Annotated in this window: 12 protein-coding genes; 2 read left to right on the forward strand and 10 right to left on the reverse strand. The window is 70.8% G+C overall.

The window, feature by feature from the left end:
* Nucleotides 1-42: 42 nt before the first annotated feature.
* The gene (locus ACIBK0_RS17545; protein WP_399080517.1) at nucleotides 43-1,323 is read right to left on the reverse strand and encodes a glycosyltransferase 87 family protein; all 1,281 of its coding nucleotides are present in this window, start codon (nucleotides 1,321-1,323) and stop codon (nucleotides 43-45) included.
* A 93-nt stretch (nucleotides 1,324-1,416) separates the two neighbouring features.
* Here ACIBK0_RS17545 and ACIBK0_RS17550 point away from each other — a divergent pair, with 93 nt between their 5' ends.
* The gene (locus tag ACIBK0_RS17550; RefSeq protein ID WP_399080519.1) at nucleotides 1,417-2,991 is read left to right on the forward strand and encodes a hypothetical protein; all 1,575 of its coding nucleotides are present in this window, start codon (nucleotides 1,417-1,419) and stop codon (nucleotides 2,989-2,991) included.
* A gap of 228 nt (nucleotides 2,992-3,219) precedes the next feature.
* On the opposite strand, the gene ACIBK0_RS17555 is transcribed toward ACIBK0_RS17550, so the two are convergent.
* A complete protein-coding gene (locus tag ACIBK0_RS17555) occupies nucleotides 3,220-3,741 on the reverse strand; it encodes a MarR family winged helix-turn-helix transcriptional regulator (RefSeq protein ID WP_399080522.1) in 522 nt (173 codons plus the stop codon).
* Nucleotides 3,742-3,866: 125 nt separating this feature from the next.
* Between ACIBK0_RS17555 and ACIBK0_RS17560 the strand changes: the two genes are divergently transcribed.
* Nucleotides 3,867-4,280 carry an organic hydroperoxide resistance protein gene (locus tag ACIBK0_RS17560; protein WP_399080524.1) on the forward strand — a complete coding sequence of 138 codons (414 nt, stop codon included), beginning with the start codon at nucleotides 3,867-3,869 and terminating at the stop codon, nucleotides 4,278-4,280.
* A gap of 101 nt (nucleotides 4,281-4,381) precedes the next feature.
* On the opposite strand, the gene ACIBK0_RS17565 is transcribed toward ACIBK0_RS17560, so the two are convergent.
* From ACIBK0_RS17565 to ACIBK0_RS17600, 8 genes are all read right to left on the reverse strand, one after another.
* The gene (locus ACIBK0_RS17565) at nucleotides 4,382-5,962 is read right to left on the reverse strand and encodes a hypothetical protein (RefSeq protein WP_399080526.1); all 1,581 of its coding nucleotides are present in this window, start codon (nucleotides 5,960-5,962) and stop codon (nucleotides 4,382-4,384) included.
* A gap of 84 nt (nucleotides 5,963-6,046) precedes the next feature.
* Nucleotides 6,047-7,381 carry a hypothetical protein gene (locus tag ACIBK0_RS17570; protein WP_399080528.1) on the reverse strand — a complete coding sequence of 445 codons (1,335 nt, stop codon included), beginning with the start codon at nucleotides 7,379-7,381 and terminating at the stop codon, nucleotides 6,047-6,049.
* Nucleotides 7,378-9,600, reverse strand: coding sequence for a CDP-glycerol glycerophosphotransferase family protein (locus tag ACIBK0_RS17575; protein ID WP_399080530.1), 2,223 nt, complete (start codon nucleotides 9,598-9,600; stop codon nucleotides 7,378-7,380). The genes ACIBK0_RS17570 and ACIBK0_RS17575 overlap by 4 nt, the downstream gene beginning before the upstream one ends.
* 1 nt (nucleotide 9,601) lies before the next feature.
* Nucleotides 9,602-11,764: a CDP-glycerol glycerophosphotransferase family protein gene (locus tag ACIBK0_RS17580; protein ID WP_399080532.1), complete on the reverse strand. Its 2,163-nt coding sequence runs from the start codon at nucleotides 11,762-11,764 to the stop codon at nucleotides 9,602-9,604.
* A gap of 123 nt (nucleotides 11,765-11,887) precedes the next feature.
* On the reverse strand, nucleotides 11,888-14,155 hold the full coding sequence (locus tag ACIBK0_RS17585; RefSeq protein WP_399080535.1) for a CDP-glycerol glycerophosphotransferase family protein: 2,268 nt from the start codon (nucleotides 14,153-14,155) through the stop codon (nucleotides 11,888-11,890).
* A 151-nt stretch (nucleotides 14,156-14,306) separates the two neighbouring features.
* Nucleotides 14,307-15,215, reverse strand: coding sequence for a carbohydrate ABC transporter permease (locus ACIBK0_RS17590; RefSeq protein ID WP_399080537.1), 909 nt, complete (start codon nucleotides 15,213-15,215; stop codon nucleotides 14,307-14,309).
* Entirely contained in the window at nucleotides 15,212-16,492 is a 1,281-nt protein-coding gene (locus tag ACIBK0_RS17595; protein WP_399080934.1) for a carbohydrate ABC transporter permease, read from the reverse strand. Before ACIBK0_RS17595 ends, ACIBK0_RS17590 begins: the two co-directional genes overlap by 4 nt.
* A 70-nt stretch (nucleotides 16,493-16,562) precedes the next feature.
* Nucleotides 16,563-17,987: an ABC transporter substrate-binding protein gene (locus ACIBK0_RS17600; protein ID WP_399080936.1), complete on the reverse strand. Its 1,425-nt coding sequence runs from the start codon at nucleotides 17,985-17,987 to the stop codon at nucleotides 16,563-16,565.
* Between the last annotated feature and the right edge of the window lie 198 nt (nucleotides 17,988-18,185).

Genomic DNA, 18,185 nt, shown 5'->3' on the forward strand with positions numbered 1-18,185 from the left:
CGAAACGGTAGGTGTTACGAGTAATTTTCCGTTAAGAGGCGCTTAGTGTCTTGTGCGGAAGACGGCATGAATCGGGTGCGGGTTCCGTGGAGACCCGTCGGATGTGACCCGGTCTGTCGTATCTGTCATGGCCGGAGGAAGGCCCGACCGCCACAGCCGCACGTACGAGAGCCCCGCGGCCGTCGCCAGCAGACCGTTGCGTACGAGCATCAGCAGACAGCCCGTCCAGGTGCTGTGGACGACTTCCCTGTAGAGGCCGGGGTACGCCACCGAGCTGACCGCCGTAGCCGCCACGATCAGCGAGGCCACGGGGCGCTGTGTGGTGTGCCGCGAGGTCAGGCACACGGCGGACAGGCCGAGCAGCCACACCATGTACTGGGGGCTGATCACCCGGCTCGTCACCGTGAACAGCAGCACGGCCGCGAGCGCCGCGTCGTACACGGTCGCCGCCGTCCAGCGCCGCGCCCGGACCCGCCACAGCAGCAGGAGCCCGAACGCGGCGACCGTGAGGGCCAGTGAGACGGCGGCCACCGCGGAGACGTACGGGCCCACGAACTCCATCGCTCCGTACTGGTAGCGCGCCGTGCCCGGCCACCCGGCGCGGCGCGCGAAGCCCAGGACCGTACCCCCGAGCGACTCGATCTGCACGCCCCGGCCGCCCTGCTGGCGCAGGAAGTCGAACGGGTCGCTGAAGGCGGCCGTCAGCAGGGCGAGCAGTGCGACCGCCGTGATCACCGCCGACGTCCAGACCTCCCGGGTCGTACGGCCCCGGGGGATCCCGATCAGCGCCAGTGCGGGCCAGACCTTCACCAACGCCCCCAGTGCGGCGAACGCGCCGCACGCACGCGTGGAGCGCGACAACGTCAACAGCGAGATGACGGCGAAGGCGGTGACCTGGACGTCGTACCGGGCGAGCGGGATGTGCAGGAGCAGGGGGAGCCCACAGGTCCACAGGGTGGCGCCGTGCAGGCTGCGCCCGGGGCGCAGCCCCGCGCGCGTGAGGGCGTAGGTGATCCCGGCGTCCGCGAGGAGCGTGAGGGTCACGAAGGCCGTGAAGTACGTCAGCGTCGGCAGCAGGGCGGGCGCGAGCAGCACCGGGCCCGCGCCCGGCGGGTACTGCCACAGGCGGTCGCCGACCGGAAACGTGCCCTGCGACAGGACGCCGTACCAGCGGAAGTACAGGTGCCCCACCTCGCGGGAGACCCCGCCCCGGCCGAGCGCGGCGAGGCCGTCGTGGGCGAGCAGCCACAGCATCAGGGAGCGGGTGGCGAGCCAGGCGGCGGCAAGGGCAAGCGGGCGGCGGGGTCTCTTCGAGGCGCTCATCAAGCCCGGATCGTAAGCCGCATGGATGCCTCACAGCAGTTGATACGCCGTCAATCACCCGCAAACGTTGGTTAATAGCAAAAAATCGGTGCCATGGTGAGCGCGTGGCTGAGGTGGTCCGGTGCCGGGCGTTCGGGGGTGGCGGCCGTCCTGCTGCCCGTGTCCGCCATGCTGGCGATCGGGCTCTGGGGGCTCGACCGCGGCGGCATGTGGCGGGACGAGGCGGTGACGTTCCAGGTCGCGCGGCGCTCGGTGCCGCAGATCTGGCAGCTGCTGCACTCCGTCGACGCGGTGCACGGCCTGTACTACCTCCTGATGCACGCCGCCCTGGCACCGCACCCCGGCGAGGTCGCCCTCCGGCTCCCCTCGGTCTGCGCCGCCGCCACCACCGCGGGCCTCGTCGCGGCCCTCGGCGTCCGACTGTGCCGCCCGCGGGTCGGCCTGTGGGCGGGGCTGCTGTACGCCGTCACGCCCATGGCCGGGCACTTCGCACAGGAGGGCCGGTCCTACGCGCTCGTCGCGGCCGGGGCGGCGGGGGCGACCGTTCTGTTGGTCCGGGCCATCGGGGCCCCCGCTGGTCGGGCGGAGTCGAGAACTTGGGGGAGGGCGGGGGGCTGGTGGGCGTACGCGGCGGTGGTCGCCGTCACGTGTCTGCTGCACGAGCTGGCGGTGCTCCTGCTGCTCGCGCACGCGGGGACGCTGGCGCTCGTGCGGGTACCGGCGCGGGTGTGGTGGCGGTGGGGGTGCGCGGCCGGAGCCGCGGTACTCGGGCTGACGCCGCTCGTCCTTGTCTCGCGGGGGCAGTCGGCGCAGGTCGCGTGGCTGCCGCGGCCCGCTGCCGGGAGCGTGGAGCGACTGCTGGCGGCGTTCACGGGTTCGACGCTACTGGTGGTCGTGCCGTACCTGGTCCTCGCCGCCCTCGCCGCCCTCGCCGTGCGGCCGCCGTTCGTGCGCCGGGGTGAGCTGTCGCTCCCGGCGGTCGCCCTGCCTCTGATGGTGGTCCCGCCTGCGGTGCTGATGGCCGTCTCGCAGTTCTGGCCGCTGTACGACGACCGTTATGTGCTGTACGCCCTCTCCGGGGCGCCCCTGCTCGCCGCGGCCGGCGCCGAACGGCTGGTGGGCCTGATGCCCCGGCTGCGCCCCACCGTCCCCACCGGACCGCGCATCACCCTCACCGGCGTCCTGACCATCGCCCTCGCCTTCGCCCTGCAGCTCCCCCTGCTCCGCCAGGACCGCACCGCGGGCCACCGCGCCGACAACCTCGCCGCCGTCTCCGCCACCGCCCACCGCGAACTGCGCCCGGGCGACCCGGTGCTGTTCCTGCCGTCGATCGTGCGGCGGTCGGCGCTGGCGTATCCGAAGGGCTTTCGCGGGATCCGGGACGTCGCGCTCAGCACGCCGGGGCCGGCGTCCGGAACGCTGTACGGGCTGGAGGCGGACCCGGGCGAACTGCGCCGCCGGCTGGCCCGGCTCGACCGGGTGTGGGTGGTCGCCGAGCCGTTCGCGCTGCGCCCGACCTGGTATCCGGCCAGCCCGACCGAACAGGTCAAACTCACCGTGGTCGACGAGGAGTTCGTGGCTCGGCAGGAGGTCGTGCGGAAGGGCGTGACCCTGCGCCTGTATGTGCGCAGGGCACCCATGCAGGGCATCGGCCGGGTGGTCGACTAGGGCCTGTCCTTCGGATCGCGCCGACTTCGGGTCGCGGTGCCCACCACTGCCGGTGAGCGGGGCTCGGTGCGTGCAGCGACAAGGCGAAGGAGGGAGTCGACGCGATGGGGTCCCCCCCCGCGCGCGAGCGAAGCCGAGCGTGGGGGAGTCGGCGGCTGACGACAACGCCGCAGATGTGCGTGCCGAGCCCTGCGGCCCAGGCGTGATACGAAAGGCAGGCGCCAAGGCCTAGACGCAGCCCGGCGTCTCGTCCAGTGCCGCCTGGTCCAGTGCCGCCGTCAGGCGGTCCAGGCGGGCCCGGAGGTCGCGGATCTCTTCGAGGTCGGCGCCCGTCGCCGCGGCGATCCGGCGCGGCACGTGCAGGGCGCGCTCGCGCAGGGCGACGCCCTCGTCGGTGAGGTGGACGTGCACGGAGCGCTCGTCGCGGGCGTTGCGCTCACGTCGGACGAGACCGGCCGCCTCCAGACGCTTGAGCAGCGGCGACAGCGTGCCGGAGTCGAGCCGCAGGTGCTCGCCGACCTTCTTGACGGGCAGCTCGCCGTGTTCCCACAGCACCAGCATCACCAGGTACTGGGGGTAGGTGAGCCCGAGGTCCTTGAGGATCACGCGGTAGACGCCGCCGAAAGCGCGCGAGGCGGCGTTCAGGGAGAAGCAGATCTGCTGGTCGAGGCGGAGGTAGTCCCCATCGGACGGCGCGGACGGCGCGGACGGGGCCTCGGGGCTCGGGGTGGGCGTGGGCGTGGCGGTCATGGCTCCAGGATAGCTCTTGTGAGCCATTGAGTTGTGTGCAATTGAATTGCGTGCTCTAATTAAGTCCGTGAGGCGGTCGGACCGGCCGCCCCGGCAAGGACTTTGACTTGAGAGGGACGGTCTCCATGGACGCGATCTACACCGCTGTCGCCACCGCCACCCACGGCCGCGAGGGCCGCGCCGTCAGCTCCGACGGCAAGCTCGACCTGCAGCTGGCCCCGCCGGTGGAGCTGGGCGGGAACGGGCAGGGCACCAACCCCGAGCAGCTCTTCGCCGCCGGTTACGCCGCCTGTTTCGCCAGCGCCCTCGGCCTCGTCGGCCGCGCGGCCAAGGTCGACGTCAGTGAGTCCGCGGTGACCGGTGAGGTCGGCATCGGCAAGCAGGGCGAGGGCTTCGGCCTCAAGGTGACGCTGCGCATCGAGCTGCCCGACTCCGTCGACGAGGCGACCGGTCGCAAGCTCGTCGAGCAGGCCCACCAGGTCTGCCCCTACTCCAACGCGACCCGCGGCAACATCCCGGTCGAGCTCGTCGTCGAGTAGTTCCGGCTGTCGTGAACCATGCTCAGTGCCCCGGGCCCGTAAGGGGCGCGGGGCACTGAGCGTTCGGCCCCCACAGGCCCGCAGGGGCCGAACGGCCTTTTTCACGGGCGGACCCGTGCCAGCACCTCCCCCGTCTCCCGGCTCCAGGCGACCACCGTCGCCTCCTCCGGAACCCGCCGCCAGCGCGTGAGCAGCAGCCAGTGGACGTGATACCGCCGGGCGACGGCGGAGCGCTCGGCGCGGGTCGACGCCGGGTCGAGATAGGCGCGAACCGCGGCCAGCCGCCGCTGCCGCTCCCTCTCGTCGAGCGCGAGGTCGGGCCAGGCGGGCGCGGCGAGGTCCGATCCGTAGCCCGCGATCAGGTGGACGGAGTAGTACCCGTCCGTGATGACCGCCTGGCCGGGCTTGATGTGCCGTGCCGCCCACGCGTACGTCGGCCAGTGCGGCGGCTGGTCGAAGCCGATCGGGTCGAGCGCGCGCGGCACCACCGCCCCCGCCTGCACGGTGAGGAAACCGACGCACGCCCCGGCGACCGCCGCCCAGCCCAGCAGCCGACGCCCGAACCCCCACGGCCGTGCCCCCGCCAGCTCCACCCCGAGCGCGAACTGCAGCGGCACCAGCGTGAGCCCCAGGATCCTGCCGTATGTGTAGTGCCCGCTGACCCAGCCGTACGCCACCGCCAGGCACTCCAGCGCGAACATCAGCACCAGCGGATCCCGCCACCAGTGCCCTTCGCTCCGCCCGGCCCGCCGCGCCCGCAGCCACAGGGCGGGCACCCCGATCAGCGCCAGCCAGAAGTGCCCGGGCATCCCCTCGTAGAGCCGCTCGTGCATCGCGTCCACGCTGCGGTCCCCGGTCAGCGCGAAGACGTCGAAGTACGGCCAGAAGGACGCGACGAGCAAGGCCGTCGCGCCCGCCATGGCCCACCGGCCCACGACGGCCGGCCGCCATCCGCGCTGCCATCCCGCCACGAACGCCACCGCCCCGAGCACCGCCGCGATGGAGGTGATCGGGTGCACGAGCAGGATCAGGCCGTACAGGGCGCCTAGCCCCTTGTACCCCCACAGGCTCCGCAGGCCGCTCGGGCCGATGTACCGGACGGGTCCGTCGGTGCCTCGCGCGTGCCTGCCCGTCAACGCCCAGGCCCAGAAGGTCAGTCCGATGGCGAACGTCGACGGATAGCCGAGGTTCCCCGTCATCGACATCAGTCCCAGATACCCGCTCCACCAGGCCCGCTCGGTGCCCCACAGCAGCACCATCGCGAACAACCCGAGGACCGGGGCCCATGGGCGAGGGGTCAGGACACGGACGAAGCGGCCGATTCCGGTCAGTAGGACCAGCAGGTTGAACGGGCCGGAGAGCCGTACGACCTCCCAGCCGCCCAGGCCTGTCAGCCGGGCGAAGGCTCCCTGGGCGAGCGCGTACGGGGAGTAGTACGGGCTGCCCGCGCCGGGCAGATCCGCCATCGGGTGGAGAGGGTGGAGGAGATGCGCCTTGAGGCGCTCGACGACCGCCGCGTGCTGGCCGGCGTCGCAGCACAGCGGGACGCGCCAGTACGCGAGCGACATCACCAGCCAGAACAGGGCGCCGAAGAGCTGGTACGGGGTCGGACGCCGGGCGGCACCGCCGCGCAGCGCGGTGGCGCCGCGCAGGGCCCGTCGGACCAGGACGTCGGCGCTCATCGGGCGGAGAGGGGGGACTGGGTGACGGTTCGCAGCATTTGCCGTATATGCCCACCAAGGTCACATGCCTAGCCGGATATCACCTCATCGAGCGACCTCGGTGTGCCGCTTGAGGGGGCCCGGCACCGTACCCGAGGCCTCCACCCGTGGCCGTACGACCCCCTCCAGCAGCAGCGGAAGCCCCACCACCGGCAGCAGCCATGCCAGCACGATCAGCCGGTCGCCCCAGATGTTGATGTCGGGGTGTCCCGCCTGGTTGAGGACGCCGGTGAACGCGACCGCGAGCAGGAACGCCGCGAAGGCCGGGCGGCGGCGGAGCGCGCCCCACGCGGCGGCCACCAGAGTCGTCAGGAACAGCGGCTCCCAGAACTGTCGGCGCAGCCACTCCACCCAGAAGCTGAGCTCCAGATGGAGGAACTCCGACCACAGGTGGGTGCGGTCGGGGCGGGAGAAGTGGGCCGTGAGCAGGTCCTGCAGGCTCTCGGACTCGGATGGGTAGTGCAGCACTTTCGCTACGGCGACCGCGGCAACCGCGGCGCAGCCCGCCACCGTCGCCAGGGTCCGCAGCGGACCTGTGAGCCCCCGCAGTGGCCGACGCGGCCCCCCGCGCCGTACGCCGATCACCGCGCACGCGCCCGCCAGGCACAGCCCGAGGAACAGCGCGTGCGAGTGCTTCACCGTGAAGAGCAGTGCCAGGGACCCGCCGACCAGCCAGGTTCCGGCCCGCGCGCGGCCCTCCAGCACCAGCGCACAGCCCCAGAGTGCCGCCAGGGTCAGAGTCAGCAGCAGACCCTCGGTCATCGGACGCATCGCCGTCGTGCCGCACGGCAGCACGTAGAAGAGGGCCTGCCCCGACAGGGCCGCGATCGTGGGGGCGCGCAGGGTGCGCAGCACCAGGAAGGCGAGGACGCCTCCGGCGACCGTGATGAGGACGCTCGACGCCCACAGGCCCCACTTCACGCCGAGCACCGTGATGAAGGGGACCAGCAGCGCCGGATACCCCGGCCGCACCTCGAAGATCCGCATGAAGCGGAGCGGCATGAACGGCACGGTGTGCCCCGCCGTCTCCCCGGCCGCGAGCCGCTTCGAGACCCCCCGCCACTGGTCGCGCCGGCACTCCTCCATGACCCGCTTCGTGGGGCTCGGCCGGTGGAAGTGCACCACGTTGACGCTCTGGTTGCGGCGCGCGATGGACGCCTTGCCGGCGCAGGCGTAGTCGATCGTGAGCGCGGCGGCGTCGTGCTTGCTCTCGCCGCGCAGACTCAGCGCGTACGAGAGGTAGTTCTTGGTGTCGGGGGTGTCCCGGCCGGTGACGTTCGCCAGTTGGAGGACGGCGAAGACGGCGGCCAGGACGATCACCCAGAACCGCGGGGAGCGCGGCGACCGGGGCCCCGCGACGGAGCGCACAAGCACGCTCACGACGACGCGAGGACGTCGTGCCCCGCCTGCGCGGGCACCGGGACGACGGGGGCCGGCTCCTCGGCCTTCTCTCCGAGCATCAGTGTCCGCACCACCCGCTCGGCCGCCCGCCCGTCGTCGAACTCGCAGAACCGCGCCCGGAAACCGGCCCGCAGCCGCTCCGCGTCCGCGTCCTGCCACGCCCCGGACGCGAACAGCCACGCCAACTCCCGGTAGGAGCCGGCGACATGGCCGGGGGCGTCCGCCGTGATGTCGAAATAGGCGCCCCGGCTCGCCGCATACGCGCCCCAGTCGTCGGTGTGCAGCACGATCGGGCGGTCGAGGTTGGCGTAGTCGAACATGAGGGCCGAGTAGTCCGTGACCAGGACGTCCGAGGCGAGCATCAGGTCCTCGACGTGCGGTTCGTCGGTCGCGTCGACCACGACCCCGCGGCGATGCAGCTCGGACAGGCCCATCCCGCGCGCCGGGCCGTCCGCCAGCGTGGGATGCAGCCGTACGACGAGGGTGTGGCCCTCGCCGAGATCGTCGGCGAAGCGGGCGAGGTCGATACGGTCGGTGTGGCCGCCCCGGACGTAGTCGCGGCGCGTCGGCGCGTACAGCACCACCCGGTGGTCGGCGGGGATGCCCAGGCGCGCGCGGACGGCCGAGCCGTCCTCCGGCCGTGCCCGGACGAGGACGTCGTTGCGCGGGCTGCCGCTGCGCAGTGAGGTGAAGTGGCAGGGGTAGGCGCGGTCCCAGACCAGCTCGGAGTGGCGGTTGGCGACCAGGCTGTAGTCCCAGCGGTCGGCGCGGCGCAGCATCTGCGGTACGTCGAAGCCGTGCCGGGCGCCCGGCTTGTCGAGCAGGTCGGCCGCCATGTACTTCAGCGGGGTGCCCTGGTGGGTGTGGACATGGACGCTGCCGGGGCGTTTGACGAGCGTGCCGGGCCAGTTGACGTTGTTGACGAAGTACGTGGCCCGCGCGGTGACCTGGCGGCAGCTCAGGGAGTCGAGGAGCACGTGCTCGACATCCTTCGGAAGCAGTGCCGCCTCTTCTTCGCCCCGCACCACCCACACCCCGCGGATGTGCGGGGCGATCTCCCGCGCCTTGTAGTACACGGCCGCCGGGTCGCCGAGCACCCCTCGGTGCGAGAACGCCGAGTACACCGCCAGGTTCGGGTCCAGCGACCGGTGTTCGTGCACCACGGACCAACCCCGCTTGACCCGCGTGGCGGCCGCCTTGCGCACTTGCTGCCCGCGCAGGCCGAGCTCCCTGCCGAGGCGGCCCGCCTGCCGATGGGCCCGGTAGCGCGCGAAGCCGCCCTCCAGGACGCGCAGCTCGCGAGGCACCGGTTCGGTGGTCCGGTGCTTGCGGAAGAGTGCGGCTGTCAGCCGGAAGAACTCGCCCTTGTCGGACTCGGGCAGCCGGTCCGGCTTGGAGAGGATGTCCAGACAGTGCTCGCCCATCTTGCGGTGCAGATACGGGCGCCAACTCGCCAGCCGCGGGCGGGAGTCGAGGAACGCGAAGACCCGCTCGTACTGGTCGTGGATGTCGAAGTGCTTGCGGCTGGTGGTGGACAGGATGTTGCCCTGGCGGCGCTGGCGGTAGGCCAGGCAGATCCGGTCCAGCGTGACGATGCGCTCCGCGCTGAGCATCACCGGGAACGTCCAGGGCGTGTCCTCGTAGTACCCGGGCGGGAAGGCGAAGCCCTCGCGCTCGACGAACTCGCGGCGGTAGACCTTGTTCCACACCACCATCAACAGCTCGAGAATTTCCGGGTGTTCGGCGGCCGTGAAGGTGCCGTCACCCGCCTCCGTGAGCACTCGCGCGAGGACGTTCCTGCGCGTCCCCCCCCACCAGTACGTGCGCGCGTAGTCGAAGACGAGGACGTCGGGGTCGTCCGGGTCGGCGGTCTCCTCCAGCCGGTCGGCGATGGCGCGCAGGGCCCCCGGGGTGAGCGTGTCGTCGCTGTCGAGGAAGAAGAGGAAGTCTCCGGTGGCGTGCGGCATTCCGGCGTTCCGGGCCCGGCCGAGTCCCACGTTCTCGGGCAGGTGCACCACGCGTACGCGAGGATCGCGGGCCGCGTACTCGTCGAGGATCGCACCGCAGCCGTCCGGTGAGCAGTCGTCGACGGCGATCACTTCGAGGTCCGTGTACGACTGCTCCAGGACCGAGTCGAGGCACTCGGCCAGAAAGCCCTGCACCTTGAAGACGGGGACGATGATGCTGAAGCGGGGCACGTCAGCTCCTTACGAGGGGGGACGCGGCGGGAGCCGGAAGACGCTCGGCGAGCGGCACCACGGGCGGGATGGCCTCGGGCGGTTCACCCAGGAGCACTCTTCGTACGACCCGTTCGGCGGCCCTTCCGTCGTCGAACTGGCAGAAGCGCTCGCGGAATCGGGCACGCAGTGCCGTGGACTTGGGGTCCGCGTAGGAGCCCTCGGCGAAGACCCGGGCGAGGTCCTGAGGGGTGCGGGCCACCGGCCCCGGTGGCGCCTCCATCACGTCGAAGTAGACGCCCCGCGTCTCCCGGTAGATGTCCCAGTCGTCCGCGTACACGACGATCGGCCGGTCGAGGTTGGCGTAGTCGAACATGATCGACGAGTAGTCCGTGATCAGCGCGTCGGCGGCCAGGCAGACGTCTTCCGAGGAGCGGTGCGCGGTGACGTCGATGATCCGGCCGCCGCTCCTGCGCGCGGCGCCCTCGTCGTAGAAGTAGTGGGCGCGCAGCAGGACGACGAAGTCCTCGCCGATCTCCTCGCAGAAGGCCTCCAGATCGAGCCGGGCCTCGAAGCCGGTGCTGTAGTCGCGGTGCGTGGGCGCGTAGAGGAGGGCGGTTCTGCCCTCGGGGACGCCCAGGCGTTCGCGCACGCGGGCCACGTCGTCGGCGGTCGCCGTGTAGTAGACGTCGTTGCGCGGATAGCCGTACTCCAGCGCCTCGTACGTGCCGGGGAAGGCCCGCTCCCACATCTGGGTGGAGTGCCGGTTGGAGGAGAGGTTGTAGTCCCAGCGGTCCACCCGGGTCAGCAGCTTGGCGAAGCTGCCGGTCGCGGCCGCCACCACCGGGTACGTGGACTGGTCGACGCCCATCTTCTTCAGGGGGGTCCCGTGCTGGGTCTGGACATGGACGCTGCCGGGGCGTTTGACGACGCCGTCCGCGAAGTTGGCGTTGTTGATCAGGTACTTGGCGCGGGCCAGCACCTCCCAGGAGCGGCGGCTGCCGATCACCGCGTGGTCGATGCCCTTCGGCAGCGCGTCCACCGCTTCGGGCTCGACCAGGAACACCGAGCGGATGTGTGGGGCGAGTTCGCGGGCCTTGGCGTGGATGGCGGCCGGGTTGCAGGCGTAGCCGCGGCCCCAGTACGCGCAGTACACGGCGAGGTTCTCGTCGAGGGCGCGACGGCGGTGGGCCGCGTAGAGCGCGCGGGTGCGCAGCATCCTCGGGTGCGGCACCCGCTGAGCCGCCTTAGCGGCCGCCTGGTTGGCTCCGCGCAGTGCCCGGAACGCGCTGTAGGCGCCGGTCGCGAGCAAGCGGTGCTGCACCCCGAGACTGCCCGACGGCGGCCGGAACCCGGCCGGGCGGTGGCGTCGGTAGAGCCTGCCCGCGCGGCGGAAGAAGGCCCGGCGGCGGCGCGCGGGCACCCGCGTCGGATGGGCCGCCGTCTTCAGCACGATGGCGAAGAGCTGACCGAACAGCGCGTGCGACTTGGCCGCGGACACGGTCTGTTCGGATACGCGGGTGAGCACCGATTCGACCTGGTCGAGGAGTTCGAACTGGTGCTCACCCGGAGTGTTGAGGCGCCTGCCCTGGCGGCGCAGGTGATGACGTACGCAGACGGTGTGCAGCACCGCCGCGCGTTCTGTCGCGAGGGTCACCAGGCCGCTCCAGCCAGCGTCCGTGAAGTGCCCGCCGGGAAAGGTGAGTCGGTGCTCGGCGAGGAAGGCGCGACGGTAGGCCGCGCTCCACGCGGGGGCGTGTGCGCCGAGGACCTCCGGGTCCCTGTCGAGCGGGGGCCTGCTCGACTCGCCCTCCCACCAGTGCACCCGCTCGTGTCCGAAGTAGAGGACGTCGGTGTCGGCCCGCAGCTTGGCGTCCAGGGCTCCCAGCGCGCCCGGCACCAGTTCGTCGTCGCCGTCGAGGAAGAGCAGATACGTGCCGTTCGCCGCCGCCATCCCGGCGTTGCGCGCCGCGCTCAGCCCGCCCGACGGCGGCGAGTGGACCGGAGTGACCCGGGAGTGCCGCGCGGCGTACGAGGCGGCGACCGTCCCGGCCGGGGAGTCGGGCGCGTCGCAGACCGGGATCAGCTCGAAGTCGCCGAAGGACTGGGTGAGGACCGAGTCCAGCGCTTGGGCCAGTCGCCCGGCGACTCCATGGGTGGGCACGATGACGCTGAAGCGGGGCATTCTGCTCTTTCTCTCAAGGGGCACTGAGCCGGGGTTTCATCGCCCCGGTCGCCCGGCGGGCCGCCAGGTGGCCGGCCGGGTGGGAGTGGGCCGCGACGGGCTGGAGGGCACGCGGACTCCGGTTCAGAGGTTCTCGGTGACGGGGACGGCAGCGCCGGGCGGCGGCACGGTCGCGAGGGGCGTGGCAGGGAGGGCCGCGGCCGCCGACGGGACCGGGTGGCGTTCGCCGAGCGGGATGAACGGCGGTAGACCGGCGCTCTCGCCGAGGACCACACGGCGTACCACCCGCTCCGCGGCGCGCCCGTCGTCGTACGGGCAGAAACGCTCGCGGAACGCGGCCCGCAGTTGCGCGGAGCGCGAGCCGCGCCAGTGCCCCGACGCGAAGATGTCGATCAGCTCGTCCTCGCTGCGCGCGACCGCGCCCGGCGGGAACGCGCGCAGGTCGAAGTAGGTGCCGCGGGCCGCCTCGTACGCCTCCCAGTCGTCCGCGTGGATCACGATCGGCCGGTCGAGACCCGCGTAGTCGAACATCAGGGACGAGTAGTCGGTGACCAGCGCGTCCGAGGCGAGGCACAGCGACTCGATGCTCGGATGGCCGGACACGTCGATGAGACGGCCACCGGAGGCGCTCGCCGGCGGGGCCTCGTACGCGTGATGGGAGCGGGTCAGCACGACGAAGCGCGGGCCGAGTCGGCGCAGCACGCGTTCCAGGTCGAGGGCTTGGCGCTGGGTGCGGCGGTAGTCGCGGTACGTCGGCGCGTACAGCACGGCGACCGCGCCCTCGGGGATGCCGAGCAACTCGCGCAGCCGGGACACGTCCGCCGAAGTCGCCTGCTGGAACACGTCGTTGCGGGGGAGGCCGTACTCCAGCGTCGTGTACGAGGACGGGAAGACGCGCTCCCAGACCAGGGTGGAGTGGCGGTTGGCGGACAGGCAGTAGTCCCACTTGTCGACGCTGCGCAGCAGCTCGGCGAAGTCCGTGCCACGGGCGGCCGCCGGGCGGTCCTGGAGGTCGAGGCCCATGCGCTTGAGCGGGGTCCCGTGCTGTGTCTGGATCATGATCTGGCCGGGGCGCTTGACCAGCCGCCGGTCGAAGTTGACGTTGTTCACCAGGTACTTGGAGCGGGCGAGCGCCGTCCAGTACGCGGCCGTCCCGGGGCGCAGCCTGCGCGTCGAGGCCGGGATCGTGTGGTGGTGCTCGGCATGCGCGATCCACGTGGTGGTGATGTGCGGGGCCCAGGTGCGGAAAGCGGACTCCAGGGCGCCCGGGTTGCAGCCGTGGCCGCGGCCCCAGTAGCTGGAGAACACGGCGCGGTCGGCGCGCAGCGGGAGGCGGAGCTGGACGCGGTAGTGGAGTTGCAGCGCGGCGCCGCGGGTCCTGCGGAGCAGCGTCTTGGTCCGGCGCACGGTCTGTCTGTGGATGCGGGACGCCAGTGACAGCAGGCGGTACGCGCGGTGGGTGCCCAGCTTGACCAGCGCGTGCCGCGCGCGGGTGCGCAGCGGGACGGGGGCGCCCGGTGTGCGGTAGCGGCGGTAGTGGGCACGTGACCTGCGCAGGAACTCGGCCCGAGAGCCGCGTGGCAGCCGGCCGCGCTTGAGGAACACCGTCGAGAAGTGGTCGACCATGCGGCGGAACAGGACCGGACGCCAGTGCGCCAGCTCCGGGCGCCTGTCGATGTGCGCGAAGACACGGTCGTACTGTCCGAAGATGTCGAAGTGCTTGCGGCTGCTGGTGCCGAGGATGCTGCCGTGGCGCCGCTGGCGGTAGTGGACGCAGACCCGGTCGAGGGTGGCGATCGTCTCGGCGGACATCAGCACCGGATAGGTCCAGGGCGTGTCCTCGTAGTAGCCGGGCGGGAAGGCGAAGCCCTCGCGCTCGACGAACTCCCGGCGGTACGCCTTGTTCCACACCACCATCAGAATCCGCAGCAGCCCCGGCCGGTCGACGAGCCGGAACGGCGCCGGGCCCGCCTCCGTCAACTGCGCCGCGAACTGGTTGCGGACGGCCTCGCCCGACCAGTACGTGCGCGCGTAGTCGTAGACCAGGACGTCCGGTTCGGAGGTCTCCTTCAGCCGGTCGGCGATGGCGCGCAGCGCGTCCGGGGTGAGGCTGTCGTCGCTGTCCAGGAAGATCAGGTAGTCGCCGGTGGCGTGTTCGAGGCCCGCGTTGCGGGCGCGGCCCAGGCCCACGTTCTCGGTGAGATGGACAGGGCGTACTCGGGGGTCGCGGGCCGCGAACTCGTCGATGATCGCCCCGCAGGCGTCGGGCGAGCAGTCGTCGACCGCGATCAGTTCGAGGTCCGGGTAGGACTGTTCCAGGACGGATTCCAGGCACTCGTGCAGGTACGCCTGAACCTTGTACGCGGGGACGATGACACTGAACCTGGGCAAGGGACATCCATGGGTCGGCGCGGGCATACCTGCCCGGGAACGGCCGAAGGGGTGACTTGGTTACGCCAGATGTGGCATACGGGGGATGTCCGGTGAACGATGAGGGGCGGGCCGGTGTCCGGCCCGCCCCTCAAGTGCTCTTTTGCCGAACCTACTTCACCGCGCCCGCCATGACCCCGGACACGAACTGCCGCTGGAACGCGAAGAACACGGCCAGTGGGATCACCATCGAGATGAAGGCACCCGGTGCCAGCACATCGATGTTGTTGCCGAACTGGCGTACCTGTGTCTGCAGTGCGACCGTGATCGGCTGGCTGCCCGAGTCGGAGAACACCAGCGCGACCAGCATGTCGTTCCACACCCACAGGAACTGGAAGATCCCGAGCGAGGCGATCGCGGGACCGCCGAGCGGCATCACGACCCGTACGAACAGGCGAAGTTCACCGGCGCCGTCCAGTCGGGCCGCCTCCAGGAGCTCGCGCGGGATCTCCGCGAAGAAGTTCCGCAGCAGGAACACCGCGAAGGGCAGACCGAAGCCCACGTGGAAGAAGACCACGCCGATGATCGACCCGAAGATGCCGATCTTGCCGAAGAGTTCGGCGATCGGGATCAGCGCCACCTGCACGGGAACGACCAGCAGCCCGACCACGCCCAGGAACCACCAGTCGCGGCCGGGGAACTCCATCCAGGCGAAGGCGTACCCCGCGAGCGAACCGATCACGACGACGAGGAGGGTCGCCGGGACCGTGATCAGTACCGTGTTCACCAGCGAGTTGGTGATGTCGCTGTTCTCCAGGAGCTTCTGGTAGCTGTCCACGGTGAGCTGCGAGGGCTCGCTGAAGACCTTCCACCAGCCGCTCGCGCTCATGTCCTCCGGCTTGCGCAGCGAGGACAGCAGCAGCCCGATGGTCGGCACCAGCCAGAACAGCCCGACGAGGAGCAGAAAGACCCGGAGCACACCGCCGCTGACCCCGCTCGCGAGCCGTGAGCCGAGGGACTGCTTCGTCTTCACGGCCGCGACAGGCGCGGCTTTCGTGAGCCTGCCGGCGTGGGTGGTCATCGCCGCACCTCCCGCCTGAGCCTGCGGATGTTGAACAGCATCACCGGGATCACGAGCAGCAGCAGGAACACCGCGATGGCGCTCGCGATGCCCGGCTGGTCCTCCGCGAAGCCCTTGCGGTACAGCTCCAGGGCCAGCACGTTGGCGTCGTCCTGGGACGAACCCGGCGCGATGATGAAGACCAGGTCGAAGACCTTCAGCACATTGATCATCAGGGTGACGGTGACGACCGCGAGCACGGGCGCGAGCAGCGGCACCGTGACCCTCCTGAAGACCTGCCACTCGTTCGCCCCATCGACCCGGGCGGCCTCGAGGAGCTCGCGCGGCACACCTGCCAAACCCGCCGCGATCAGCACCATCGCGAAGCCCGCCCACATCCAGATGTACGAGCCGATGATGGCGGGCGTGACCAGGGACGGGCCGAGCCAGTCGAGGCCGTTGTACGGCTCCTTGAAGTTACCCGCCGGGAGCCGGAGTTGGGCCCCGTCGGCCTTGTCCGAGAGCGTGAAGGTGCCATCGCCCCGGACCTTGGTGGAGTCCACGACCTTGCCGTCCTTGACGGCCTCGACCTTCATGCCCGCGTAGCCGAGCTCACCCGTGTCCACCTGGCCGAGCTTCCCGACCCCCCTGCCGCGGGTGAAGTCCTGCCAGGCCGTGCCGGTGACCTTGCCGGGCTCGGCCTTGGCCTGTACGGCCTTCTTGGCACTGTCGGGCATCTGGTCGGGGGCGACTCCGACCAGGGGGAGGGTGACGGACTGCCCGGCCTGGACGGGGTTCTTGGTGATGAACCCGCCCCCTCGGGGTTCGAGGGGTGACTGCCGTCCCGGATGGGCCTTCGGGAACGCGGACGACTCGGCGAACGTGTCGTGGATGCCGACCCAGACCGCGTTCGCGACTCCCTTGTCCGGGTCCTGGTCGTACACCAGCCGGAAGATGATGCCGGAGGCGAGCATCGAGATCGCCATCGGCATGAAGACGACCAGCTTGAACGCCGTTCCCCAGCGCACCCGTTCGGTGAGTACCGCGAAGATCAGCCCGAGGGCGGTCGCGATCGTCGGCGCGAACACCACCCAAATGATGTTGTTCTTGAGCGCGGTGCGGATGCCGTCGTCGGTGAACAGGGACTTGTAGTTGTCGATGCCGGCGAAACCGTCGCCGGACTGGTTGTAGAAGCTGCGGACGACCGAGTACCCGATCGGGTAGACCACGAGCGCGCCGAGCAGCACGAGGGCAGGCAGCAGGAAGAGGGCTGCCATGGTCTTGCGGGTGCCGGTCACGCTCTTGCGCGGGCGGGGCGCGGCGGGGGTCGGGGGGACCTCCGCCGCCGCTGCCGACGTCATCGCCGGATCAGCTCCCGCTGCCGTACGCCGCCGCCGCGTCCTTCTCCAGCTTCGCCTGGGCGCCCGCTACGTCGGTCGGGTTCTTCAGGAAGTCCTGGAGATCCTTCCATTCGCCCTTGCCGGGCGTGCCGCCGAAAGCCTGCGGGGTCTGGTCGGACATGTCGAAGCGGAAGTCGTCGCCGGCCGCGATGAGCGCCTTGGCGATCTTCTGTTGCACGGCGTTCGGGTAGGCCGAGTTCGGCACGTTCTTGTTGGGGGAGAGATAGCCGCCGAGCTTCGCCTGGATCGTCGCCGCGTCCGGCGAGGCCAGGAAGGTGGCGAGTGCCTGGGCCGCCTTGGAGTCCTTGAGGATCACCGCGGCGTCACCGCCGGAGACCACCGGCGCGGTGCTGCCCACCGTCGGGAACGGGAACACCTTCGCGTCCGTGCCCACCTTCGCCTTCGTCTCCCCGATGTTGACCTGCACGAAGTCGCCCTCGTAGACCATGGCGGACTTCGGCTGGTCGCCGCCGGTGAAGGTCTGCGTCACGGAGGCCGGGAACTCGGTCTGCAGCGCGCCGGCCGCACCGCCCGCGACGAAGTCCTTCTTGCCCCAGATCTGGGCGAGCGTCGTGAGAGCCTGCTTGACGGACGGGTCCGTCCACTTGATCTTGTGCTGGGCGAGCTGGTCGTACTTCTCCGGGCCCGCCTGGGAGAGATAGACGTTCTCGAACCAGTCGGTGAGGGGCCAGCCGTCGGCGCCGGCGACGGAGAACGGGGTGACACCGGAGTCGTAGATCGTCTGCGCGGTGCTCAGGAGGTCCTTCCAGGTCGTGGGCTCCTTCGCGCCCGCGTTCTCGAAGACCTTGGCGTTGTACCAGATCAGCGACTTGTTGGCGGCCTTGTAATAGACGCCGTACTGCTTGCCGTTGACCTTGCCGATGTCCTGCCAGCCCTGCGAGTAGTTCTTGCCGAGCTCCGCCTGCGCCTCGGCGCCGATGGGCTTCGCCCATTTCTTGTCCACGGCCTGCTTGATGGCCCCGGGCTGCGGCAGCATCGCGATGTCCGGCGGTTGGCCACCGGCGATCTTCGAACCGAGGAAGTTGATGATCGGGTCCTGCGCGGGTACGAAGGTGACCTTCGCGCCGGTGCGCTTCTCGAACTCCGCGAGCACCTTCTTGAAGTTGGCCTGCTCGGCGCCGGTCCACACGGCGGCGACCTCCAGGCTGGCGCCGTCGAGTTTGGGAAGGGTGACGGTGTCGCCGCTGCCGCTGCTGCTCTCCTTGCCGGTGCCGTCGTTCCCCTTGTCCTTGTTGTCGCCGCTGCATGCGGTGAGGGTGAGCGCGCCGGCGATGACGGCGGCTGCGGCGGCTTGTGCGGCCCTGCGTGACCTGTACGTGGAGTGATTGGTGGAGTGATTGGGCGACCTGCGTACACGAAGATTGCTGCGCATCATTGCCCCGTTCTTCGTTCCTCGTCGAACGTCCGAGCGCTGTCCCGTGCGCTCTGGTCTACGCCCGGGGCTTGAGGGCGGCAAGAGCGCCAACGGTGTCAAGTGAGCGATCGTGATTGGGTCGTGACGTGTTGTCGCCTCCCAGGGGCGCGGGGAACTGCGCGACAGGGCCCCACCGGCCGGCAGCCGAAAAACACC

Source organism: Streptomyces sp. NPDC050564 (genome assembly GCF_044457265.1).
GTDB lineage: Bacteria > Actinomycetota > Actinomycetes > Streptomycetales > Streptomycetaceae > Streptomyces.